The 21,461-nt window shown below is 67.7% G+C and carries 19 protein-coding genes and 1 pseudogene; 10 read left to right on the forward strand and 10 right to left on the reverse strand.

Annotation, left to right across the window (positions count from 1 at the left end; all coding sequences use genetic code 11):
• The first annotated feature begins 146 nt into the window (after window positions 1–146).
• Window positions 147–1,829 carry a YibE/F family protein gene (locus QF027_RS24325; RefSeq protein WP_307077055.1) on the forward strand — a complete coding sequence of 561 codons (1,683 nt, stop codon included), beginning with the start codon at window positions 147–149 and terminating at the stop codon, window positions 1,827–1,829.
• Window positions 1,830–2,217: 388 nt separating this feature from the next.
• On the opposite strand, the gene QF027_RS24330 is transcribed toward QF027_RS24325, so the two are convergent.
• From QF027_RS24330 to QF027_RS24345, 4 genes are all read right to left on the reverse strand, one after another.
• Window positions 2,218–2,655 (reverse strand): SsgA family sporulation/cell division regulator, encoded by a 438-nt coding sequence (locus QF027_RS24330; RefSeq protein ID WP_266562472.1) that lies wholly within the window; start codon window positions 2,653–2,655, stop codon window positions 2,218–2,220.
• A gap of 98 nt (window positions 2,656–2,753) precedes the next feature.
• Window positions 2,754–3,488, reverse strand: coding sequence for an IclR family transcriptional regulator (locus tag QF027_RS24335; RefSeq protein ID WP_306986618.1), 735 nt, complete (start codon window positions 3,486–3,488; stop codon window positions 2,754–2,756).
• A gap of 426 nt (window positions 3,489–3,914) precedes the next feature.
• A complete protein-coding gene (locus QF027_RS24340) occupies window positions 3,915–4,127 on the reverse strand; it encodes a DUF5326 family protein (RefSeq protein WP_037711649.1) in 213 nt (70 codons plus the stop codon).
• A gap of 159 nt (window positions 4,128–4,286) precedes the next feature.
• Window positions 4,287–4,604, reverse strand: a complete 318-nt coding sequence (locus tag QF027_RS24345; protein WP_069759568.1) for a cupin domain-containing protein — start codon at window positions 4,602–4,604, stop codon at window positions 4,287–4,289.
• A gap of 58 nt (window positions 4,605–4,662) precedes the next feature.
• On the opposite strand from QF027_RS24345, the gene QF027_RS24350 reads away from it, so the two are divergent.
• The 5 genes from QF027_RS24350 to QF027_RS24370 all read left to right on the forward strand — a co-directional run bounded on the left by QF027_RS24350 (window position 4,663) and on the right by QF027_RS24370 (window position 8,391).
• Window positions 4,663–5,040 carry a phage holin family protein gene (locus QF027_RS24350; RefSeq protein WP_306978989.1) on the forward strand — a complete coding sequence of 126 codons (378 nt, stop codon included), beginning with the start codon at window positions 4,663–4,665 and terminating at the stop codon, window positions 5,038–5,040.
• 6 nt (window positions 5,041–5,046) lie between these two features.
• The gene (locus QF027_RS24355) at window positions 5,047–5,538 is read left to right on the forward strand and encodes a low molecular weight protein-tyrosine-phosphatase (RefSeq protein WP_307077057.1); all 492 of its coding nucleotides are present in this window, start codon (window positions 5,047–5,049) and stop codon (window positions 5,536–5,538) included.
• Complete coding sequence (locus tag QF027_RS24360) at window positions 5,535–6,674, forward strand: cystathionine gamma-lyase (RefSeq protein ID WP_306978984.1); 1,140 nt, start codon at window positions 5,535–5,537, stop codon at window positions 6,672–6,674. Before QF027_RS24355 ends, QF027_RS24360 begins: the two co-directional genes overlap by 4 nt.
• 228 nt (window positions 6,675–6,902) lie before the next feature.
• Window positions 6,903–7,820, forward strand: coding sequence for a LysR family transcriptional regulator (locus tag QF027_RS24365; protein WP_307077060.1), 918 nt, complete (start codon window positions 6,903–6,905; stop codon window positions 7,818–7,820).
• Window positions 7,821–7,908: 88 nt separating this feature from the next.
• Entirely contained in the window at window positions 7,909–8,391 is a 483-nt protein-coding gene (locus QF027_RS24370; protein WP_306978980.1) for an NUDIX domain-containing protein, read from the forward strand.
• Window positions 8,392–8,403: 12 nt separating this feature from the next.
• Here the strand turns inward: QF027_RS24370 and QF027_RS24375 are convergent, their stop codons facing one another.
• Both QF027_RS24375 and QF027_RS24380 read right to left on the reverse strand, forming a co-directional pair.
• Window positions 8,404–10,041: a globin domain-containing protein gene (locus QF027_RS24375; RefSeq protein WP_307077062.1), complete on the reverse strand. Its 1,638-nt coding sequence runs from the start codon at window positions 10,039–10,041 to the stop codon at window positions 8,404–8,406.
• Between the two features lie 442 nt (window positions 10,042–10,483).
• Window positions 10,484–11,116 carry an HAD family hydrolase gene (locus tag QF027_RS24380; RefSeq protein WP_307077064.1) on the reverse strand — a complete coding sequence of 211 codons (633 nt, stop codon included), beginning with the start codon at window positions 11,114–11,116 and terminating at the stop codon, window positions 10,484–10,486.
• Window positions 11,117–11,324: 208 nt separating this feature from the next.
• Between QF027_RS24380 and QF027_RS24385 the strand changes: the two genes are divergently transcribed.
• Window positions 11,325–12,191, forward strand: a complete 867-nt coding sequence (locus QF027_RS24385) for a GNAT family N-acetyltransferase (RefSeq protein ID WP_307077066.1) — start codon at window positions 11,325–11,327, stop codon at window positions 12,189–12,191.
• A gap of 81 nt (window positions 12,192–12,272) precedes the next feature.
• Here the strand turns inward: QF027_RS24385 and QF027_RS24390 are convergent, their stop codons facing one another.
• Together QF027_RS24390 and QF027_RS24395 are read right to left on the reverse strand one after the other, a co-directional pair.
• Window positions 12,273–13,481, reverse strand: a complete 1,209-nt coding sequence (locus QF027_RS24390; protein WP_307077068.1) for an MFS transporter — start codon at window positions 13,479–13,481, stop codon at window positions 12,273–12,275.
• A 142-nt stretch (window positions 13,482–13,623) separates the two neighbouring features.
• A pseudogene (locus tag QF027_RS24395) lies at window positions 13,624–14,440 on the reverse strand (IS5 family transposase).
• Between the two features lie 186 nt (window positions 14,441–14,626).
• Here QF027_RS24395 and QF027_RS24400 point away from each other — a divergent pair.
• Complete coding sequence (locus tag QF027_RS24400) at window positions 14,627–15,079, forward strand: GNAT family N-acetyltransferase (protein ID WP_307077071.1); 453 nt, start codon at window positions 14,627–14,629, stop codon at window positions 15,077–15,079.
• 89 nt (window positions 15,080–15,168) lie between these two features.
• Here the strand turns inward: QF027_RS24400 and QF027_RS24405 are convergent, their stop codons facing one another.
• Window positions 15,169–16,554 (reverse strand): serine hydrolase domain-containing protein, encoded by a 1,386-nt coding sequence (locus QF027_RS24405; protein ID WP_307077073.1) that lies wholly within the window; start codon window positions 16,552–16,554, stop codon window positions 15,169–15,171.
• A gap of 714 nt (window positions 16,555–17,268) precedes the next feature.
• Here QF027_RS24405 and QF027_RS24410 point away from each other — a divergent pair.
• The gene (locus QF027_RS24410) at window positions 17,269–17,832 is read left to right on the forward strand and encodes a dihydrofolate reductase family protein (RefSeq protein WP_306978965.1); all 564 of its coding nucleotides are present in this window, start codon (window positions 17,269–17,271) and stop codon (window positions 17,830–17,832) included.
• Window positions 17,833–18,089: 257 nt separating this feature from the next.
• Here the strand turns inward: QF027_RS24410 and dnaB are convergent, their stop codons facing one another.
• Complete coding sequence (gene dnaB / locus QF027_RS24415) at window positions 18,090–19,568, reverse strand: replicative DNA helicase (protein ID WP_306978964.1); 1,479 nt, start codon at window positions 19,566–19,568, stop codon at window positions 18,090–18,092.
• A gap of 459 nt (window positions 19,569–20,027) precedes the next feature.
• Between dnaB and QF027_RS24420 the strand changes: the two genes are divergently transcribed.
• Window positions 20,028–21,365, forward strand: a complete 1,338-nt coding sequence (locus QF027_RS24420) for an MATE family efflux transporter (RefSeq protein WP_307077075.1) — start codon at window positions 20,028–20,030, stop codon at window positions 21,363–21,365.
• The last annotated feature ends 96 nt before the right edge of the window (window positions 21,366–21,461 follow it).

Genomic DNA, 21,461 nt, shown 5'->3' on the forward strand with positions numbered 1-21,461 from the left:
TTCCACGTGAAACATCGCTGGGACGGAGGTCAGCGCCCTCTCAGCCCGGTGCTCCGAGCTCCCGCGTGTACAAAGGTGGCTCCACGCTAGCGTCAATTCGGGCGCGGTGAACAGAGGGCCCCTGTCGTTCTTGCGATGATCGGTCGGTGACCACGACGCATCAGCCCCCTTACCCGCCTCCCGAGCCTCCGCGCCGGCCGGGCTCCGGAAACGGCCCCGGGCCCGGCCCCGGCAATGGCTCCCGCGGGAGCCTCGGAAACGGCGGGGCCGACGGCTGGCACGAGCATGAGCACGGCGGGCACGGCGGGCACGGCGGGCACGGCTACGGATACGGGCCCAGAGCCGGTGGCGAAGGCCAGGGCGGTGGCAGTGACCTGGGCGGTCAGGGTGGCGGGGGCCGGGGTGGTGGTGACGGCCATGGGCACGGACCCGGCGACGGACACGGGCACGCGCAGGGGGGCGGTTCCGGGTCCGGCAGCGGTGGCGGCCACAGTCACAGCCACGGTCCGGCAGCTCCCGTCTCCAAGCACCTGCGCAAGGTCATCGCGGCGATCCTCATCCCGTTCGGCGTAGCCGTGGTGGTGGGGCTGGCAGTGCTGTGGCCCGGTGGCGCCCCGGCGCACGAACGCACCGGGGTCGGCTTCGACCGGCAGACCCAGCAGGCCACGGTCAGCAAGGTCGTGAGCGTCAGCTGCAAGTCGGTGAACGCCTCGGGGGAGACTCCGACCGGGGACACCTCCACGGCCGAGGGCTCCTCCGCCGAGCAGCAGGCGAACGGCACCTGCAAGAAGGCGACGATCCGGGTCGACACCGGCAACGACAAGGGCCGCACCTTCACGGAGATCGTCCAGCCGGACCAGTCTCGGCAGTTGCACGAGGGCCAGAAGGTCGTGGTCGCGTACGAGCCTTCGGCACCCAGGGATCTGCAGTACTCGGTCGCCGACGTGAACCGCAGGCTCCCCATGGGGCTGCTCGCCGGCATCTTCGCGCTCGCCGTGGTGATCGTCGGGCGACTGCGTGGTGTCATGGCGCTGGTCGCGCTGGCCGTCAGCTTCCTGCTGCTGAACTTCTTCGTCCTGCCCGCGATCCTGCAGGGCTCGAACCCGCTCCTCGTGGCGGTGGTCGGGGCGAGCGCCATCATGCTGATCGCCCTCTACATGTGCCACGGTCTGTCGGCCAGAACCTCCGTGGCCGTGCTGGGCACGCTGATCTCCCTGATTCTGATCGGCATCCTCGGATCGCAGTTCATCGGTTGGGCCGCACTCACGGGCAACACGGACGACAACACCGGGCTCATCCATGGGCTGTATCCATCGATCGACATGAGCGGCCTGCTGCTCGCCGGCGTCATCATCGGCTCGCTCGGGGTCCTCGACGACGTGACGGTCACGCAGACCTCGGCTGTCTGGGAGCTGCACGAGGCCAACCCGACGATGGGCTGGCGCGGGCTCTACCGCGCCGGTATCCGGATCGGGCGCGACCACATCGCCTCCGTCGTCAACACGCTCGTCCTCGCCTACGCGGGTGCCGCGCTGCCGCTGCTGCTGCTCTTCTCCATCGCACAGTCCAGCGTGGGGACCGTCGCCAACAGTGAGCTGGTGGCGGAGGAGATCGTGCGCACGCTGGTCGGCTCGATCGGCCTCGTCGCCTCGGTACCGGTCACCACGGTCCTCGCGGCGCTGGTGGTCTCGGCGGACCGGCCGGAGGCGGAGGCGGTGGGTGCGGGAGCAGGGGCTCCCGTAGTACCGGCGACAAGCGCGAGCGCGGGCACGGCCGACAGCCGGCCGGCAGCGGCACGCGGTGGCAAGGGGCGGCGGCGCAGGCGCTGAGATGGGTCCGGGACGCTTCTGATGGCGCTCTCCATCGGGCGGCCACCGAGTGATTGTTTTGCACGCGGGGCGCCTCATGAGGCGCCGACTGCTCCGTCAGGCGCATCCGCTCCAGTACGAGGGCGACTTCAAGATTCGCCAGAAGTACCCCAGGGCTCCCGGCTCCCGGCTCCCGGCTTCGACGATGAGACCCGCTCGCCGTGGAACGGGTGCGGGCACGCCCGCTGGATCACATCGCGTCAGCTTCCGCGCCGGCCTCGTTGCCTCGGACACGGAGCGGCCCGGCGCCTGGGCGTTCCTGCGCGCCCACGGTCCCGCGCCGGCAGAAGCGTTCCTGCGCCCTCCCACCTCACCATGGAGAGTTCTGTCACCTCACTGCCGTAAGGCGTCAGCCCGCACTCTGTTCCTCCGCCAGGATCCGGTCCAACGCCTCGTCGAGATGGGTGTCGAAATCGGCCAGCGCGGTCTCCTGCCCCAGCGGCACCAGCTTGTCTGTTCGGTCGAGGAACGCGATGACCGGCGCCGTCGACGAGCGGAACAGTGCCTGATCACCGCCGACCTGCAGCCTGATCAGGACGTCGCCCAGCAGGTCGGAACCGGCGGGCGAGACCCGCACGTCGCCCTCCCCACATGGCCGACCCACCCCGTCGATCAGCAGCTCACGGCCGAAAGCCCAGGTCACCGGGTCGTCGCCCGGGAGATGGAAGGTCAGCCGGACTGCGTAGGGATCGCAGGCCTCGTAGCGCAGCTCCACCGGAATGCGGAAGGAGAGCTCCTCCGAAACGAGAAAGCTCATCATGACCTCTGCCTGTACGGACTCGCGCATCGCCTACCCCGTCATCTGCCTTCGTTGGCCGGGAATGATCCCTCTGACACTGGTGGCATCTTGCTGAACGTGCACGACAGATCACAAGGAGTGAGTTTTCAGATACTGATAGAGATCGCCAGCGAGCCCATCAGCCGGCCGATTTCGTCCTGCAGTTGCTGGGTCGCGGTCAGCAACCGGCCCGCTTGATGGGCGGGCAGGGAGATGGCCATCGTTGCCGCGGTGTTACCCAATGTGATCGGAATGGCCGCGCACACTGTCCCCAGTGCGTACTCCTGACGCTCGATCACCGGTTCCATGCGCGCGGTCCGTTCGAGACGCCGAAGCAGGCTGTGCCCGTCTCGCACGGTGTACGGGGTGATGGACTGCACGGGGTACCGGTCGAGGTGGTCGCGTCGAGCCTCGTCGTCGAGCTGCGCGAGGAGGCACTGTCCGATGGCATGCGCGTGCCCGGTCTCGCGAAAGTCGGCCCACTCATCGACCGCCGGATTGCCGGGGCTGTCGGAGACACAGAGGACCTCGATCTCGCCGTTCCGGTACTGCGCGTAGTACACCGGTACGCCGATCAGGTCGCGCCAGTGCGCGAGCGCCTCGACGACGGTGCTGCGACGTTTCTGCTCGGCTCCGCTGCTGCTCAGCCGCTCGGCTGCCTCTCCCAGGAAGAACAGGCCCTTGTCGCGGCGCAGATAGCCCTCGTGCACGAGGGTGCGCAGCAGGTGGTACGCCGTGGGGAGCGCCAGCCCGGTCTCACGGGCGAGTTGTTTGGCAGGGGCCCCGTGCTCGTGCTCCGCGACGGTCTCGAGCAGGCGCATCGCACGCTGGACAGACCCGATGAGCGTTGCGGAGTGGGTCTGTTCGGGCGCTTCGGAGGAGGGCGCCGCGTGACGCTGGACGGGTGCTGACGGCCGTACGGGAGCGGATGTCTGTACGTGGGCTGACGGCCGCCGTACGGGAACAGACGGTTGTAGCGGAGCTGTCGGCTGTACGGGAGCCGTCGGTTGTGCGGGAGCCGTCGTCGAACGGGCGTCGATCTGTGCGGGTGCGGTGTCAACCGTGGCCAAGGGTCACTCCCGGAGCGCGAGGGGGCAGCCCGTGCGGGGAACACGGGAGGGGGTGTACGCCGCTCGCGGGGTCGTCCCCGCGTCGAGTTCCGGACTTTAACGGTCCGCCACCGCACGTATACGGCCCGTTCGGAAAACTTCCCTCCCCCGGGGGAACGGGGGATTCCTGTTACCGGTCGTCCCGCCCGCCCCGGATGCTCACCAGTCGCTGCGCGACGAGGAGCTCGACATGAACTTCCGTACGACGTAGACGAGTCCGCCGACCAGGGCTACGAAGACCAGCAGCTTGAAGAGCAGGCCGATGACGAAGCCCACCACCGTGGCTATCAGCCCGCCGAACACGACCAGGGCAATGACCGGCACAGCGATCCACTTCACCCACCACGGCAGCCCCGCGAAGATCTCTCCCATCGCACTTAACCTCTCTGAAGTCCTGCACCGTCCGGCCCTTCTGGTACCGGATCCATCAATCTCCTGCACTCGATGCTAGGGCCGGCAGGTGCCTCTGCGAGGGCCTCGCACCCCTTGTCCTCCCCTGACTGATCCCCTAGGGAACCCCGAGACCGCAGGTCAGCTCTCCGGGGGAGAGAACACCACCATGACCCTGAGGTCCTCGCTGATGTGGTGGAACTTGTGGGCGACACCGGCCGGTACGTACACCACGCTGCCGCGCGACACCTGGGTGGTTTCCATGCCTACGGTGATCGCCGCGCGGCCACTGACCACGAAGTAGACCTCGTCCTGGTGGTGCGGCTGCTGCGGGTCCTGGGCACCCGCATCGAGTGCGTAGAGGCCGACGGACATGTTCCGCTCACGCAGGAACTGCAGATAGGCGCCGTCGTTGGCGGCGCGCTCCGCCTCCAGTTCATCCAACCGGAATGCCTTCATCGACTTAGACCGCCCTCGTCAGTGCCCGTAACCGATCTCTTCTGTCACGATCAGACACATGAAGAATTTCGTAGTCAAGACGATCGCCAACGCGGGTGCTCTGGCGGTCGCGGTGTGGCTGCTCGACAAGATCACCCTGACCGGTGACAGCACCGGCAAGAAGGTCTGGACGCTGATCCTCGTCGCCCTGGTCTTCGGCCTGGTGAACTTCCTGGTCAAGCCGGTCGTGAAGGTACTGACCTTCCCGCTGTTCATCCTGACGCTCGGCCTGTTCACGCTGATCGTCAACGCGCTGATGCTGCTGCTCACCTCGTGGCTCGCGGACAAGCTCGACCTGAGCTTCCACGTCGAGGGGTTCTGGACCGCGGTCCTGGGCGGCCTGATCATCTCGATAGTGGCCTGGGCCCTGCACGTCGTCCTGCCCGACGAGGACTGAGGAGGCATGACCTACCGCGTCTGTTTCGTCTGCACGGGCAACATCTGCCGTTCCCCGATGGCGGAGTCGGTCTTCCGCGCCCGCGTGGCGGAGGCCGGGCTGGACGGTCTGGTCGAGGTCGACAGCGCCGGAACGGGCGGCTGGCACGAGGGCGACGGCGCCGACCCGCGCACCGTCGCCGTCCTGGAGGAGCACGGTTACGACGGCGGCCACACGGCCCGGCAGTTCCAGCCGTCCTGGTTCTCCCGCCTCGACCTCGTCATCGCCCTCGACACCGGCCACCTCAAGGCCCTGCGCCGCCTTGCACCCACCCCGCAGGATGCCGGGAAGGTACGGCTGCTGCGTTCGTACGACCCCGCGGCAGGCGACGAGCTCGACGTTCCGGACCCGTATTACGGGGGCCTGGACGGCTTCGAGGAGTGCCTTGAGATGGTGGAGGCGGCGAGCGAGGGCCTGCTCGCCGAGGTGCGCGAGCAGGCGGAAGGACGGGTGGCATGAGCGACAGGGCTGCGGACAAGGGAGAGGGCACGCGCGCGGTGCGAGCCGGACTGCCCGAGCCGGCCAAGAACGAGCCGACCCTGCCCGGTCCGGCCTTCGCCGCCCACTTCCATCTGCCTGGGGAGGTCGACGGCCCGTACACCTACGGCCGCGACACGAACCCGACCTGGAACCTGCTGGAAAGCGCCATTGGAGAGCTGGAGGCGCCGGGGCAGGACGGCGTGGAGACGCTGGTCTTCGCCTCGGGCATGGCGGCCATTTCCGCTGTGCTCTTCTCCCAACTACGCGCGGGCGACACCGTGGTCCTGCCCGACGACTGCTACCAGGCGATGCCTCTGGTGCAGACACAGCTGGAGGCGTACGGCATCGAGGTGCGCACCGCTCCGACCGCCGGTGACGCCCAGCTCGACATCCTGGACGGCGCGCGGCTGTTGTGGATCGAGACGCCGTCGAACCCCGGCCTCGAGGTGTGTGACATCCGGCGGCTCGTCGAGGCGGCACACGCGCGTGGGGCGCTCGTAGCCGTCGACAACACGCTCGCCACTCCGCTCGGACAGCGCCCGCTGGAGCTCGGCGCGGACTTCTCCGTGGCCAGCGGAACCAAGCAGCTCACGGGGCACGGAGACGTCCTCCTGGGGTACGTCGCCGGCCGCGAGGGCGAGGCCATGGACGCCGTACGCCGTTGGCGGAAGATCGTCGGTGCCATCGCGGGACCGATGGAGGCCTGGCTCGCGCATCGCTCGATCGCCACGCTCCAGATGCGGGTCGACCGGCAGAACGCGACCGCGCTCGTGCTCGCCCGGGCGTTGCGCGAGCGGCCGGAGGTGACCGGACTGCGTTATCCGGGACTGACCGACGACCCCTCGCACAAGATCGCGTCGCAGCAGATGCGCCGCTATGGATGCGTGGTCTCCTTCACGCTGCCCACGCGCGCGCGTGCCGACCGTTTCCTCGACGCCCTGCGGCTCGTGGACGACGCGACGAGTTTCGGCGGGGTGCGCTCGACGGCCGAGCGGCGTCGGCGCTGGGGCGGGGACGACGTACCGGAGGGCTTCATCCGCTTCTCGGTGGGGGCGGAGGATCCCGAGGATCTGGTGGCGGATGTACTGCGCGCGCTGGACGAGTCGACGGACTGACCGATTCCTCAGGACTTCGCAGGTGTCCCGCTACGTACGACGGGCGGTCCGAGCCTCCCCCCTCGTGGCTCGGACCGCCCCGGTTCTGCGCGCGAAGAACCGCGCGAACAAGGCTAGTTGACTCTCTGTCAGTGTCCAATCACAGTAGCGACAGAGACCTATCGACATATTTATAGTTGGGCCCTGCCTCAAGGCCGGGAGAAGGGCTGGGAAGGGGAGGGCATCGCCATGGATCTGGCTTTGCTGCGCACCTTTGTGACGGTGCACCGGGCCGGTTCCTTCACCCGTGCCGCCGCACTGCTGGGCCTCTCGCAGCCGGCCGTCACCTCGCAGATCCGCACCCTTGAGCGGCAGTTGGGACGCCCCCTCTTCCTGCGGCAGGCCCGCGGAGTCACCCCGACGACCATAGGCGACGAACTCGCCCACAAGGCCGCCCCTCATCTCGACGCCCTGGTGGAGATCACCGAGACCGGCCTCGACGACGAGTCGTCCCTGAGGACGCTGCATCTCGCGGGGCCACCCGAGTTCACCGCCGAGCGGGCGCTGCCCGCGCTCACCGAGCTGACCGGCGAGGACGGCCAGGGCTACGCTCTGCGGGCGTCCTTCGGGAACGCCGAGGAAACACTGGAGGGCCTGGCTGCCGGGCATCACGATCTGGCCATCAGCACGGCTCGTCCACGGGGTGCGCTGCTCACGGCGAGCACGCTCTGCGACGAGGAGCACGTCCTGGTCGCCGCCCCGAAGTGGGCCGGTCAGATCGACTCAGGGGCGCTCAAGACTGTTCGGTCGGTCAAACGAGCCCCCGCGTTCGAGAACGTCCCCGTGATCGAGGCGCACGAGTCACTCCCCTTCGTTTCGCGCTACTGGGCCTCCGTCTTCGACTCCCGCCCGGCCGCGCCGGGCACCGTGGTCGTCCCCGATCTGCGTGCGGTGCTCGCCTGCGCGGTCGCGGGCGCCGGGCTCGCGGTGCTGCCGCGCTATCTGTGCGCGGCAGCTCTGGAACGTGGTGACGTCGTCGCCCTCCACGAGCCCACCGTGCCGCCGCTTCGGACGTACTTCCTGGTGGTGCGCACCGGAACGCTGGCCATGCCACACATCGCACGGGCGCACGAGTGGTTACTACGGGCGGCCGCCGACTGGTGTTGAGCAGGTATTTTGCGGTCTTCACACAGCGAGCCCGACTGGTCACCACATGCGATGTTTCACGTGGAACCATCCGGGCCACATTCCCCCCATGACCGTCCGACCCGTGGTCAAGCGCACCGCCCGTGCCGTCCTGCTGGACGGTGACGACCTGATCCTGATCAAGCGCACCAAGCCCGGCATGGATCCCTACTGGCTGACTCCCGGCGGTGGAGTCGAGCCGACGGACACGACCGTCGTCGACGCCCTGCACCGCGAGGTGTATGAAGAGCTCGGCGCCAAGATCACCGACGTGGTGCCCTGCTTCGTGGACACCGTCGAGCACATCGGCGACGACGGCGGCGCGACCGGAGTGAAGGTGCAGCACTTCTTCGTCTGCCACCTGGAGTCGATGGACCCGTCCCTGCGGCACGGGCCCGAAGTGGACGAACCCATCGGAGAGTACGAGATCGTCCGGGTGCCATTCAGCCGCGTCGGGATCGCCACCGTCCACCTCGTCCCGCTGTCCCTGCGGCACTATCTGGACGGCAACATCGAAGGCGTACGGGCCATGCACGCACCGGATCTGGGCTGACCTCTCGCCGGGTCACTGCGCCAGGACGATTTCCTCCACGGAGTCGTGGCGTATGCGTTCCGACGGGATCCCGATGGACCTGAGCGTGTCCACACCGCTGCGGATCATGCCGGGCGGGCCCGAGAGATAGGCGTCGTACTCGTGCCAGGGGCCGTACTCGCGTACGGCGTCCGGGAGCTGGAGATGGGCCTGCTGGTCGACGATGGCACGGACGGACAGCCAGGGGTGGGACTGCTGGAGCCTGAGCATCGTGTCGATGTCGTACAGGTCGTTGTCGGTGCGGGCTCCGTAGAACACCTCGACCGACCGTCGTGCGCCGTGTTCGGCCACGTCCTCGACCAGAGCCTTGATCGGAGCTATGCCGGTGCCGCCGCCCAGACAGAGCAGTCCGCTGTCGGTGGTGTGGTCCACGGTCATGGCTCCGGACGGCGGGCCGAGCCGGATGATGTCGCCGGGGTGAGCCCGGTGCACCAGGGCGTTGGAGACCCAGCCCGCGGGGACGGCCTTCACGTGGAACGACAGCAGACCGTCTGAGCGTGGCGCCGAGGCAAAGGAGTAGTGCCGCCATATGCGCGGCCACCACGGCGTCTCCAGGCTCGTGTACTGGCCGGCGAGGAACGGGTAGGGCTGGTCGGGCCGGACAGTGACGACGGCGACGTCCGGAGTCCTCAGATCGTGTGACACGACCTCGGCATACCACCAGGCGGGGGCGCGCAGCTCGTCCACGGCCGCCGCGTCGATCATCACCTGCGAGATCGTCGTGTACGCCCGGACCCAGGCCGCTTCCGTCTCCGTGTCCCAGATGCCGGAGGCGTACTTGCTCAGTGCGCCGATGAGGCACTCCCCGACCGCCGGGTAGTGCTCGGCACGGGTGCCGTACTTGCGATGGCCCCGGCCCAGGTTCTGCAGGTAATCGACCAGGACCGGGGCGTTGTCGATGTGCTCGGCCGCCGTCAGCAGTGCCCTGAGCAAGCGGTCCCGCTGGGCGTCCATGGCGGCGGGGAACAGCGGGCGCAGATCGGGATGGCGCACGAAGAGCAGCGCGTAGAAGTACGACGTGACCTTCTCGGCGAAGGGGGCGATCTCGGCCATGGTCCGACGGATGCGGACGGCGTCCGGGGAGGGCGGTTGGTCTGTCGGGGAAAGGCCCGGGAACTGCGGCGGGTTGGTACCGAGCGGGGTGGTGCCGTCCTGGGGCGGGGAGGAGCGCTGGACGGGCACTCGAAGGCCCGCGGAAGGGGTGTCGTCCGGCACTTCCGGGGGCTGAGCAGGGGTGGGACTCGGGGCCTGCGAGGTCTGCTCCGGGGTGTGTATCTCCTCCGGGGTGTCTATCTCCTCCGGCCGTGCCGGGAGCCGTGTCTCGTCGGCCGGGGCAGCCATCTCCTTGGCCGGTGTCATTTCCTCGCGGTCGGTCTCCGTATCGGGCGGCGCTGCGGCCTGCCCCGACAGGTCCGGTTCGCCGGCCGTCGAGGGCCCTGGCGAGTTACCCGTCCTGGGCCTGCGGACCGGGCGCAGCCCGGCCAGCCTGCTTCCCTCCGCCGTCTCCTGCTCGGCGCCCGGCGCCGCCGTCGGCTGATTGCGTGGTGTGAACCAGCCGCCCCCGCCCCCGGATGTGCCGTTGTCGGCCGACATGGTGGTCGGAGCGTCCATGGTGTGCCTCGCCTCGAACATCTTTCGGTCGGTCTGCGCACTTCCTCGGTCGGAAGATGCCTGCTTCCCCCGCAGACGGCTTGCTTTCCCCGCCCGTCACGGCAAACGGGGCCACATTCAACCCGCATTCACCGTCCGTACGGACAAGTAGGCGAGAGTGTGACATTGGCCGCATCACGCTCACTGCAGCGTCCCACCGCGTACGGATGCCCTGACCGTATAACCGTAAATGCGGGTCTTCGATCTCTCCGTCCCGTTAGGCTGCATTGCCCCGCTCTCGGCCGTACTGGAGTGGTCGTACCCCAGTACGAACAAGAACCGGAGTCGACCCTACCGGTCACCGCTCCGCACACAAGTCCCCCCTCCTCCTCCACGAATTGCTCGCGGGGTGTTCGCGGGGTGTTCGCGGGGTGTTCGCGGGGCGAACTGCGAATTGACTCAATTACCGGACGTGGCGCACCAATTCATAGGCTTCCCACAGATCCCTGCCCTTGTAGGAGTGGGTCGAGATATCGGACAGATGATGGTCCGCATTGACCGCCACGGAGATGGGCACCGCGGCGAACAGATCCTTGTCGGAGGACGAGTCTCCATAGGCAATGCAGTCGGCCCGTGTCACTCCGAACTGCTCACACAACCGGTCCGCGATCAGGACCTTGGCGGCGGCGCTGAGCACTCCGGCAGGGTCCACGGGCTCGGTGAAGGGAACGGCCGGAAAGCGGGACCCGTATGCGGCGTGAGCTCCCCAACTGGTGAGCCGTTCCACGAAGAAGGACGGTGAGAGTGACACCACCGCGCAGTAGTCCCCCTGCTCCCTGATCTCCGCCCAGACCTCACGAATGCGGGCCAGCCACGGGGCTCCTTCGAAGGCCGCAACGACGTGTGCTTCGGTCAGGGACGCCCACAGCGCGTACACCTGCTGCGCATATTCGGGCGGACCTATCAGTCCGGACCCGATCGCCTGGTCGAGTGCCACCGTCTCGGCCTCGATCCCAAGCTGCCGGGAAATCTGCACGGGCGCGCTGGTCCCATGCAGCAAAGTGCCATCGAGGTCGAAGAGATGAAGTCTCGCCATGTTCTTGAGGCTAGCGGTCCCTGAACCCAGTGAAGCGTCAGTGGCGCTTCCGGTCGATCGACGGCTGGTCGCCGTTCTCCGATGTTTCACGTGAAACACCCGGCTTCTGATCGCCTGTTGTGCGCTTGGCTACGACATGGCCAAAAGGTCGTACGCACCCCGGGAAACAGGTGGACGCCGAGGGCACCCATCGGACAGCCTGACCTGCGTGCCGACTCCTTCCCTCGCCGTCCTCCCCATCCGCCGTCTGACGCTTCGCGATCTCACCGCCTGCGCGGACCTGTCCGAGGACCGGGGGTGGCCGCGCGAGGAGCACAAGTGGGGCCTCCTGCTCACGGCCGGAAAGGGCTATGGCATCGACGACCCCCACGGAGGGCTCGTCACCGCCTGCGTGGTCACGGAGTACGGCCCCTACAGCGAGCCCGACCTGGGGGCGATCGGGATGGTGCTGGTCGCCGAACGGCACGCCCGACAGGGCATCGGCTGTCGGCTCATGCGTCACGTTCTCTCCGCGATGGGCACAACCCCTCTGACTCTTCACGCGACGCCCTATGGCCGTCCGCTCTACGAGGAACTGGGGTTCAAGCTGACCGGCCGGGTGGAGATGCTCCAGGGGCACTTCACGCCGGGCGGCCCGGCGCCGATGGTGAGCACACGTGCGGCCACCGCTGAGGATCTCGCCACGATTCTCCGGCTCGACGAGGAGGTGCTCGGCACGGATCGCACGCACCTCATCACCCGGCTGCCCGCCTTCGCCGACCAGTTGCGCGTAGCCGAGGAGAGCGGCCGGATCATCGGATACGCGGCCGCCTGGCCCAACATGAACACCCATGTCGTGGGCCCGCTGATCGCCCGTGACACCGAGACGGCACAGGCACTCCTCACATCGCTCGCCGCAGGCACCGACCGTCCGCTGCGCACCGACATCGACGTACGACACGAAGAGCTGCGGGCGTGGGCCACAGAACGCGGTCTGGCTCCGGTAGGCCTCAACTCGGTCATGACGTTCGGAATCCCGGAACTGCCGGGCGACTGGAGCCGGCGGTTCGCTCCGCTGACCGTGGCGGCGCTCTGAGGTACGTCTGTACAACGACGTCGGCTCCCGGGCTTCGGGAAACCGACGGCGTCGTCGTGCCTGGCTGGCGGTCAGGTCGGCTCAGTGGTGCGCTGCGGTCCTCTGTCCGGCGGGCGTCCCCCCTGCGACCATGGCGCTGGGACCGCTGTCCCGACGCTCCAGCGCAGCCGAGAGGAACGCGAGGAGGAGAGCCCCTGCGGCCAGGGCCGCCCCCACCCAGTTGGGAGCGGTGTAGCCGAAGCCGGCCGAGATGACCAGGCCGCCGAGCCAGGCCGAGAGGGCGTTGCCAAGGTTGAAGGCACCGATGTTCACGGCTGAGGCAAGCGTAGGGGCGTCGTGCGCCTGGTCGAGGACCCTCTTCTGGAGCGGCGGCACGGCGGCGAAGCCCAGAGCACCGATGAGAGCGATCGTGACGCCGGCCAGGATCTTGTTGTGCGCGGTGAGCGTGAAGAGCGCGAGCACGACAACCAGGGCACCCAAGGAGACGTACAGCATGGGCATCAGAGCGCGGTCGGCGTACTTGCCGCCCACGAGGTTGCCGCCGACCATGCCGAGCCCGAAGAGGACCAGCAGCCAGGTCACGGAACTGTCGGCGAAGCCCGCCACGTGGGTCATCATCGGCGCGATGTAGGTGATGGCGGCGAAGACACCGCCGAAGCCGAGGACAGTCATCGCCATGGCGAGCAGCACCTGGGCATTCTTGAAGGCGGCCAGCTCGTGGCGCAGACGCACGCCCTCCGGCCGGGGCATCTCGGGGACGAGCCTGGCGACGCCGATCAGACCCACGACACCAAGGGCCGCGACGATCATGAAAGTGAGACGCCAGCCGGCGGTCTGGCCGATCAGGGTACCGAGCGGGACGCCGACCACATTGGCGACGGTCAAGCCGGTGAACATCATCGCGATGGCTCCGGCCTTCTTGTCCGGGGCCACCAGGTCGGCGGCGACGACCGAGCCGATGCCGAAGAAAGCTCCATGGGCGAGGGAGGCGACCACCCGTCCGATCAGCATGACGGTGAAGGCCGGGGCGAGGGCGGAGAGCACATTACCGGCGATGAACAGCCCCATCAGCAGCATCAGCATCCGCTTGCGGGAGACCTTGGTGCCGAGGGCGGTCATCAGAGGAGCGCCGAACATGACGCCGAGCGCGTAACCAGTGACCAGGAAGCCGGCGGTGGGGATGGAGACCCCGAAGTCGTCCGCAACCTCGGGCAGCAGCCCCATGATCACAAACTCGGTCGTTCCGATTCCGAAGGCCCCGATCGCGAGAGCCAGGAGCGCGAGCGGCATGGGGGTGACACCTTCCCAGAAGATTGCAGGAGCGTGTTGCGCACAGAAACAATAATTGCAGACGCTGCATATCTGCAAACGATGGCTATCTAGGCGTGTCCTGCGAAGCAGGTAGCCGACGCCGTCGCCCTCAGGGGTGCTTTCAGAAAGCTGGATGTTTGCCGGCGAGGGTCATGCAGTGTGCGAGCTGGAGGAAGGTGTCGTGCATGTCGTCGCGTACTTCCCAGCGGATTCGTAAGCGGCGGGGGCCATGGAGCCAGGCGATGGCGGACTCGGCGACCCACCTGACCTTGCCCAGTCCCGAGCCGTGCGGCTGGCCGCGTCGGGCGATCTTCGGTGTGATGACGCGCTCGCGCAGGCGGCGGCGATAGATGTCGTGGTCGTAGCCGCGGTCGGCATACAACGTGCGGGGCCTGCGCCGGGGCCGGCCCCGCCTGCCCCGCACCGGCCCAATGCTGTCGACCAGGGGCAGGAGCTGGGTGACGTCGTTGCGGTGACCGCCGGTCAGCGACACACGCAGCGGGATGCCGTGCGCCTCTGTCAGCACGTGATGCTTCGAGCCCGCCGTGCGCGGTCAACCGGGCTCGGACCGACTTTTGGGCTGCTTCGCCCCTGCTTGGCCTGCATGTGGGAGGCGTCAATGGTGGCGCGGGAGAAGTCGAGGCGGTCAGCCGCCCGCAACCCATCCAGCAGCACCCGCTGGAGTTCCTCCCACACCCCGGCCTCCTGCCACTCGGCCAGCCGCCGCCAGCACGTGGGACCCGAACCGAACCCCAACTCCTGCGGCAGGAACTCCCACTGACACCGGTGTACAGGACGAGCAGCACGCCCTGGAGCGTCTTGCGGTCATCGATCCGCTTGCGGCCCGGATACCTGTAACGACGCTCATGGCGCGGCAACAGCGGCTCGATCACCGCCCACAACTCGTCACTGACCTCCCACGGCTTCCGCCGCGCCATGGTCACGCCCCACAAACGACGGGATCACATACATCGACACCGTGCCACAAAAGGATCATTCTGCAAGGACCCTCAGCCAGAACGCCACCATCCGCCTGGTCAGCCGCCTCAAGGGGGCTGCGGCCTGTTCGATGCCCTCCCATACCTTCGGTGCCGGCACACGAGGCCCCGGCATAGGGTGCGGCCATGGGAGATCTTGAAATTCGGCCCGCCACGCTGGACGACCTCTCCGCGATCGTCGGCATGCTCACCGACGACCCCCTGGGCGTTCAGCGCGAATCCCCGGACGACCTGGCGCCCTATGTGAGCGCCCTGGAGCGCCTCTCCACCGACCCGAACCAGCATCTGGTCGTCGCCACGCGAGAGGGTCGTGTGGTCGGCACGCTTCAGCTCACGGTCGTTCCGGGCCTGTCCCGGCGCGGTGCCACCAGATCGATCACCGAAGGGGTGCGCATCCACGCCGACGAGCGTGGCAGTGGGCTCGGGACCCGGCTCATCGAGTGGGCGATCGAGGAGTCCCGGCGTCAGAACTGCCAGTTGGTGCAGCTGACGTCCGACAACACACGCCCGGACGCCCACCGCTTCTATGAACGGCTCGGTTTCACGGCCTCACATGTGGGCTTCAAGCTGGCCCTGTGATCCTCCCCTGGCCACTCGCTCGCGGCACAGCAAGGTGCCCTGTTTCACGTGAAACAGGGCACCTTGCTGTGCCGATCGGGCAGGGGCGTCTAGCCGATGCCGCGCCACCCCTCCGGATCGACTCCACCCGGCACGGAAGACCCCTCGTCGTACGGCTGCCGAGTGAACACGAACGAGCCGAGGTCGAGGTGGTCCACGGACCCGTCAGGCCGCCGTACGGCCTTCAGGAGTTCCCCATGGAAGTAGCCCTCCAGGCCGGTCCAGGTGCCGTCACCGTTGGCCCGGAATCGCGAGCGCCGACCTGTGCCCGACAGCGGCTCCAGCGAGGCGAGTCCGTCCGCAGTCAGCCGTAGGGCGAATCCATTCGTTCCCCAGTACCACTGACCCACCAACTCCATTGAGGACGAGGCGACTTCGCGCATCGGGCGCCAGGGCTCGGGGATTCTGGGTTCGGCCTCGGCGACGATCCGTACGAGATCGGCCCCTACAACGGACAGCAGCGGGCCGGAGGTGCAGTTGGCCAGCACCACTGCGGCCACGTCGTCCGCCACACCGATCGTGAGATTCGCCAGGAAGCCCGGCAGCGAGCCCGAATGGCCCACGAGCAGACGTCCGTCACTGTGCTGGACCTGCAATCCGAGCCCGTAAGAAGCGCCGTCGGGGAGATCCCCCATGCCGGCTGGAGCCGCGGGCATGCGCATTTCCCGCACGGCCTCCGCACTCAGTACGCGATCGTCGCCGTTGGCGAGGAAAACTGCGAATCTGGCCAAGTCAGCGGTGGTGGACCAGAGTTGACCCGCGGGAGCCATCCGTCCGAGGTCCACGGAGGGTTCGGGCAGCATCACATCGGCCCACGGATGTACGGCCCAGCCGCCCGCGTGCGGCGCTTCGGGGCGGACGCTCGTCCGGTCGAGGCCCAGAGGTGCGAGCACCTCACGTCGGAGCACCTCCTCCCACGGAGCCCCCCGCAGCTTCTCGACGAGTGCGCCCAGCAGGGTGTACCCGGGGTTCGAGTAGTGGAAGCGACGTCCGACGGGGTGCCGAAAGGGCTGCTCGCCCAGTACGTCGGCGATTTCCGGGCGCAGCCCCCCGGAGGTGCGCTCCCACCAGGGCGCGGGAGACTCGGCCGCCAATCCACTGGTGTGGGCGAGGAGTTCGGCCACTGTGGCCTCCCCCGCTCCCGTGCCGGACACGTGCTTCTCCAGCGGGTCACCGAGGTCGAGCAGTCCCTCGTCCCGCAGTCGCATGACGAGAACGGCGGTGAAGGTCTTGGTGATCGACCCGATGCGGTACTGCACGTTCTCGTCCGGGCCGTGCCCGTCCACCGAGGTACGCGAACCGTGCCACACCGACCGTCCGCCCCTCACGACCGCCGCTACCAGCGACGGTGCCCGCCCTTCGGCCTGGGCCACGGCGATCCGGTGCAGCAACGCCCTGCGTGTACCGGGAAGCAGCTCTCCCTGAGATGTCGTCATGCCCCCAGTCCATCCCGCCGGGCACGCGGACGTCGACTTCTTTAGCCCCGTGGGCCTTGCAGGGGGCCGACCACCGACGCCCTTCTCACACCCAGGTCATCTCCGCGTCGAACGCTTGGCGGACCTGGGCGGCGAGCGGACGGCCACGACCCGTCTGGTCCATGTGGCCCGCGAACTCGCGCCCGAGGTCCTGCCTCAGTACGGCCGACCACTCGGTTACGGCCCCCTTCTCCGGCGGACACGCGCAATGGACCTCGAACACCGTCGGGCCGGATATTCGAGGTGGGGCCGGGTGTAGAGATGGCGTAGCACAGGAAGTTCGCCTCCAGGACAACCTCAGGACGGCGCGCGGCAAGTGCCCAGAGAAGCCGCATGGCCGCGGCGCCCAGGCGGCGTGAGAACGCCCGATCCACGGGTGCGTCGAGCGAGTCGTGGGGCTCTCCGTGATGTGGTCCTAGGGCCGGCAGGGTGCACTTGCCGGCCCTAGGCACCCCGGTGACATGTCGATCTTCTGTGACCTGCTGGTTCTCTGTTGTCTCACCGCGATGTCACCCAAGATCAGTCCCAGATCGAGCCGTTTCCTCGGCGGAACGATGAGTCCGGGGCTGAGCCACCGAGCACGAGGACTACATGCGAGCTCAGATCGCGCACCGATGAGTTTCCCGCGCCGCGCCGGTCTGTACGCGTGAGACCGACTCGCGGAAGGCTGGCGCCATGCGGAAACTGATCTACGGCATGAACCTGACCCTGGACGGCTACATCGCCGCGCCCGGCGACGACATCGGCTGGGGCGTGCCGAGCGACGAGCTGTTCCAGTTCTGGTCCGACCAGTTGCAGGCGACCGACCTGTCGCTGTACGGGCGCAAGCTGTGGCAGACGATGAGCTCCCACTGGCCGACCGGCGACCAGCAGCCCAACGCCACCCCGGCGGAGATCGAGTTCGCGCGCCGCTGGCGGGACATGTCGAAGGTGGTGTTCTCCTCGACGATCGACAAGGTCGACTGGAACACCCGTCTGGTCACCGGCGACGCGGTCACCGAGATCACCCGGCTCAAGGCCGAGGACGGCGGCCCGATGGACATCGGCGGCGCGACGCTCGCCGGGGCAGCCATGCGGGCCGGGCTGATTGACGAGTACGTGCTGGTCACCGCGCCGGTCCTGGTGGGCGGCGGCACGCCGTTCTTCACTGCGCTGGACAGCTGGGTGAACCTGAACCTGGTGGAGACGCGGACGCTTCCCCGCGGCGTGATCCTGGCCAGGTACGAGACGAGGCGCTGAACGCCCGTCACGCGACTCGACCGCCTGCCGGGTGCACGCGAACGTGAAGCCACCGCTGGGCTGGACAGCCGGCAGTGTGGCTTCAGATCCACCCCTACCGGACCCAGTTCAGTGGTCACGATGTGATCCGGGATGATGTGCAAAGAGCAACTGCGACAGTTCCCAGCGCGGCTCGCACCACCACGCTGCTGACGGATACTCCCAAGGGTGTCAGCCAGGCACTGACATGCGGAGCGGGCCGGAACCCCGCACGGATATCAGGTCTGCGCCATGTCCACGAAGCGCGAGTAGTGGCCCTGGAACGCAACAGTGATCGTCGCCGTCGGGCCGTTTCGGTGCTTGCCCACGATGATGTCCGCCTCGCCGGCGCGCGGTGACTCCTTCTCGTAGGCGTCCTCGCGGTGCAGCAGAATCACCATGTCGGCATCCTGCTCGATGGAGCCGGACTCACGCAGGTCGGACACCATCGGCTTCTTGTCCGTACGCTGCTCGGGACCACGGTTGAGCTGCGAGAGCGCGATCACCGGGACCTCAAGCTCCTTGGCCAGGAGCTTGAGATTACGGGACATGTCCGAGACCTCCTGCTGACGGCTCTCGGAACGCTTGGAACCACCGGCCTGCATCAGCTGCAGATAGTCGATGATCACGAGCTTGATGTCGTTGCGCTGCTTCAGCCGCCGGCACTTCGCCCGGATCTCCATCATCGACAGATTCGGGGAGTCGTCGATATAGAGGGGCGCGGAGGACACCTCGGGCATTCGGCGCGCCAGCCGGGTCCAGTCCTCGTCCGTCATGGTGCCCGAACGCATGTGGTGCAGGGCCACACGCGCTTCCGCCGACAGGAGACGCATCGCGATCTCGTTGCGCCCCATTTCGAGGGAGAAGATGACACTGGCCAGGTTGTGCTTGATGGAAGCCGCGCGGGCGAAGTCCAGGGCGAGGGTGGACTTGCCCATGGCGGGGCGGGCGGCGATGACGATCATCTGGCCCGGGTGCAGACCGTTGGTGAGCGAGTCGAGGTCCGTGAAACCGGTGGGCACACCGGTCATCTCGCCGCTGCGTGAGCCGATCGCCTCGATCTCGTCGAGCGCGCCCTCCATGATGTCGCCGAGCGGCAGATAGTCCTCGCTGGTGCGTTGCTCGGTGACCGCGTAGATCTCGGCCTGGGCACGGTTGACGATCTCGTCGACGTCGTCGTCGGCCGCGTATCCCATCTGGGTGATGCGCGTCCCCGCCTCGACCAGACGCCGCAGGACGGCGCGCTCGTGGACGATTTCCGCGTAGTACTCGGCGTTCGCCGCCGTCGGCACGGTCTGGACGAGGGTGTGCAGATAGGAGGCGCCGCCGACCTTGTTGATCTCGCCCCGTTTGGTGAGCTCCGCGGCGATCGTGATGGGGTCGGCCGGCTCGCCCTTGGCATAGACGTCCAGGATCGCCTGGAAGATCGTCTCGTGGGAGGGCTTGTAGAAGTCGTGGCCCTTGATGACCTCGACGACGTCCGCGATGGCGTCCTTGGACAGCAACATGCCGCCCAGGACGGACTGTTCGGCATCCAGGTCCTGGGGAGGGACCCTCTCGAAGGCCGTGCCTCCGCCGTCCCACTCGCCAGTGTCCCTGCCACGGTCGTGCTGTTCGTCTCGGCCCCGGCCTCCGTCGCCGCGGCGGCGCGAGGAAGGCAGACGATCACTGGGACCGCTGTCGGCCCAGGGGTCGTCCAAGGGCTCGGAAATGCTCACCGAGCCACCTCCTCCCGTCCGCCGAGCGGACCTCGCCGTGCTTCTCAGTTCTACGGCACGGCACTGACAAATGAGACACCCAACTCCGGTTCTGGCACGTCGGTTTTGTGCTGATTTCCAAGCCGACGAACGGAGCGGGCGCCGGACCACCGTAGGCCCGCAGGCACCGTCAGCCAATCTGGTTATCCACAGGCCATGTGGACGACGGCCCGGATGCTGTGGAGAACTCCGCAAAACCTGTGCACGACTCGGTGGACAGGCCTGTGAACAAGCTGCTTCTCATCCTGAAAGAGGCCACTTGACCTGCACCTTCGCCGTCCACCGGCTGTGCAGAAGAAAAACTTTCCCGGTCGGCTCAAGATCAGTTCGAACTGTACACAGCGGCGCACCCCTCCCGAACACGAGTAAGGGTCTAATCTCCGTTGCATCTCTTACCTGTGGACGATTAGATTGGTGCACATGACACAGGCGTCCGCGATCCCCAAGGCCACCCGTCGACAGCACGACCGCGAGATCGTCGCACTCGCCGTTCCGGCCTTCGGCGCGCTCGTCGCCGAGCCTCTCTTCGTCATGGTCGACAGCGCGATCGTCGGCCATCTGGGCACTGCCCAACTCGCCGGTCTCGGCATCGCCTCTGCCCTTCTCACGACAGCTGTCAGCGTCTTCGTCTTCCTCGCCTACGCCACCACCGCCGCCGTCGCCCGCCGCGTGGGTGCCGGAGACCTCCAGGCCGCCATCCGTCAGGGCATGGACGGCATCTGGCTGGCACTGCTGCTCGGTGCTGCCGTCATCGCCGTCGTCCTGCCTACTGCTCCGTCGATCGTGGAACTCTTCGGTGCCTCCGACACAGCGGCCCCGTACGCGACCACCTACCTGCGGATCTCGGCCCTCGGCATCCCGGCCATGCTGGTCGTGCTCGCTTCGACCGGGGTGCTCCGCGGACTGCAGGACACCAGGACCCCGCTCTACGTGGCCATTGCCGGCTTCGTAGCCAACGCCGTCCTCAACGCAGGCCTCGTCTACGGCGCCGACCTCGGCATCGCCGGCTCCGCCTGGGGCACGGTCATCGCTCAATGCGGCATGGCCGCCGCCTATCTCGTAGTTGTCGTTCGCGGGGCCCGCAGGCACGGCGCCTCCCTGCGCCCCGACGCCTTGGGGATCAGAGCCTCCGCCCAAGCCGGCGTGCCTCTGCTGGTCCGCACTCTCTCCCTGAGATCCATCCTGATGATTGCCACGGCTGTCGCAGCTCGCCTGGGTGACGCCGACATCGCCGCCCACCAAATCATCCTGTCCCTGTGGAGCCTGCTCGCCTTCGCCCTCGACGCCATTGCCATCGCCGGGCAGGCCATCATCGGACGCTACCTGGGTGCCGATGACACCGACGGTGCCCGCCAGGCATGCCGTCGGATGGTGGAGTGGGGGATCGCGGTCGGAGTCGCTCTCGGCGTACTGGTCATACTCTCCCGACCGTTGTTCCTCCCCTTGTTCACCGGTGACTCCACAGTCAAGGACGCCGCGCTGCCCGCTCTGGTGATCGTGGCTCTCTCCCAGCCGATCTGCGGTGTCGTCTTCGTTCTGGACGGCGTACTCATGGGTGCCGGAGATGGCCCCTACCTGGCCAAGGCGATGATCCTGACTTTGGTGGTCTTCGCCCCGGTCGCCCTGCTCGTCCCCACGCTGGGCGGTGGACTGACGACTCTCTGGGCCGCCATGACCCTGATGATGACGGTACGAATGCTGACGTTGTGGCTGCGGTCCCGCTCGGGTCGCTGGCTGGTGACAGGTGCTACACGCTGACCGTTTCACGTGAAACACACCCCAGCGGCCGCGTTGACCGTTTCACGTGAAACATGGCCGCACCCCGGTCGCCAGCAGGCAGAAGGGGCCGCACCC

This window comes from Streptomyces canus, assembly GCF_030816965.1.
GTDB lineage: Bacteria > Actinomycetota > Actinomycetes > Streptomycetales > Streptomycetaceae > Streptomyces > Streptomyces canus_E.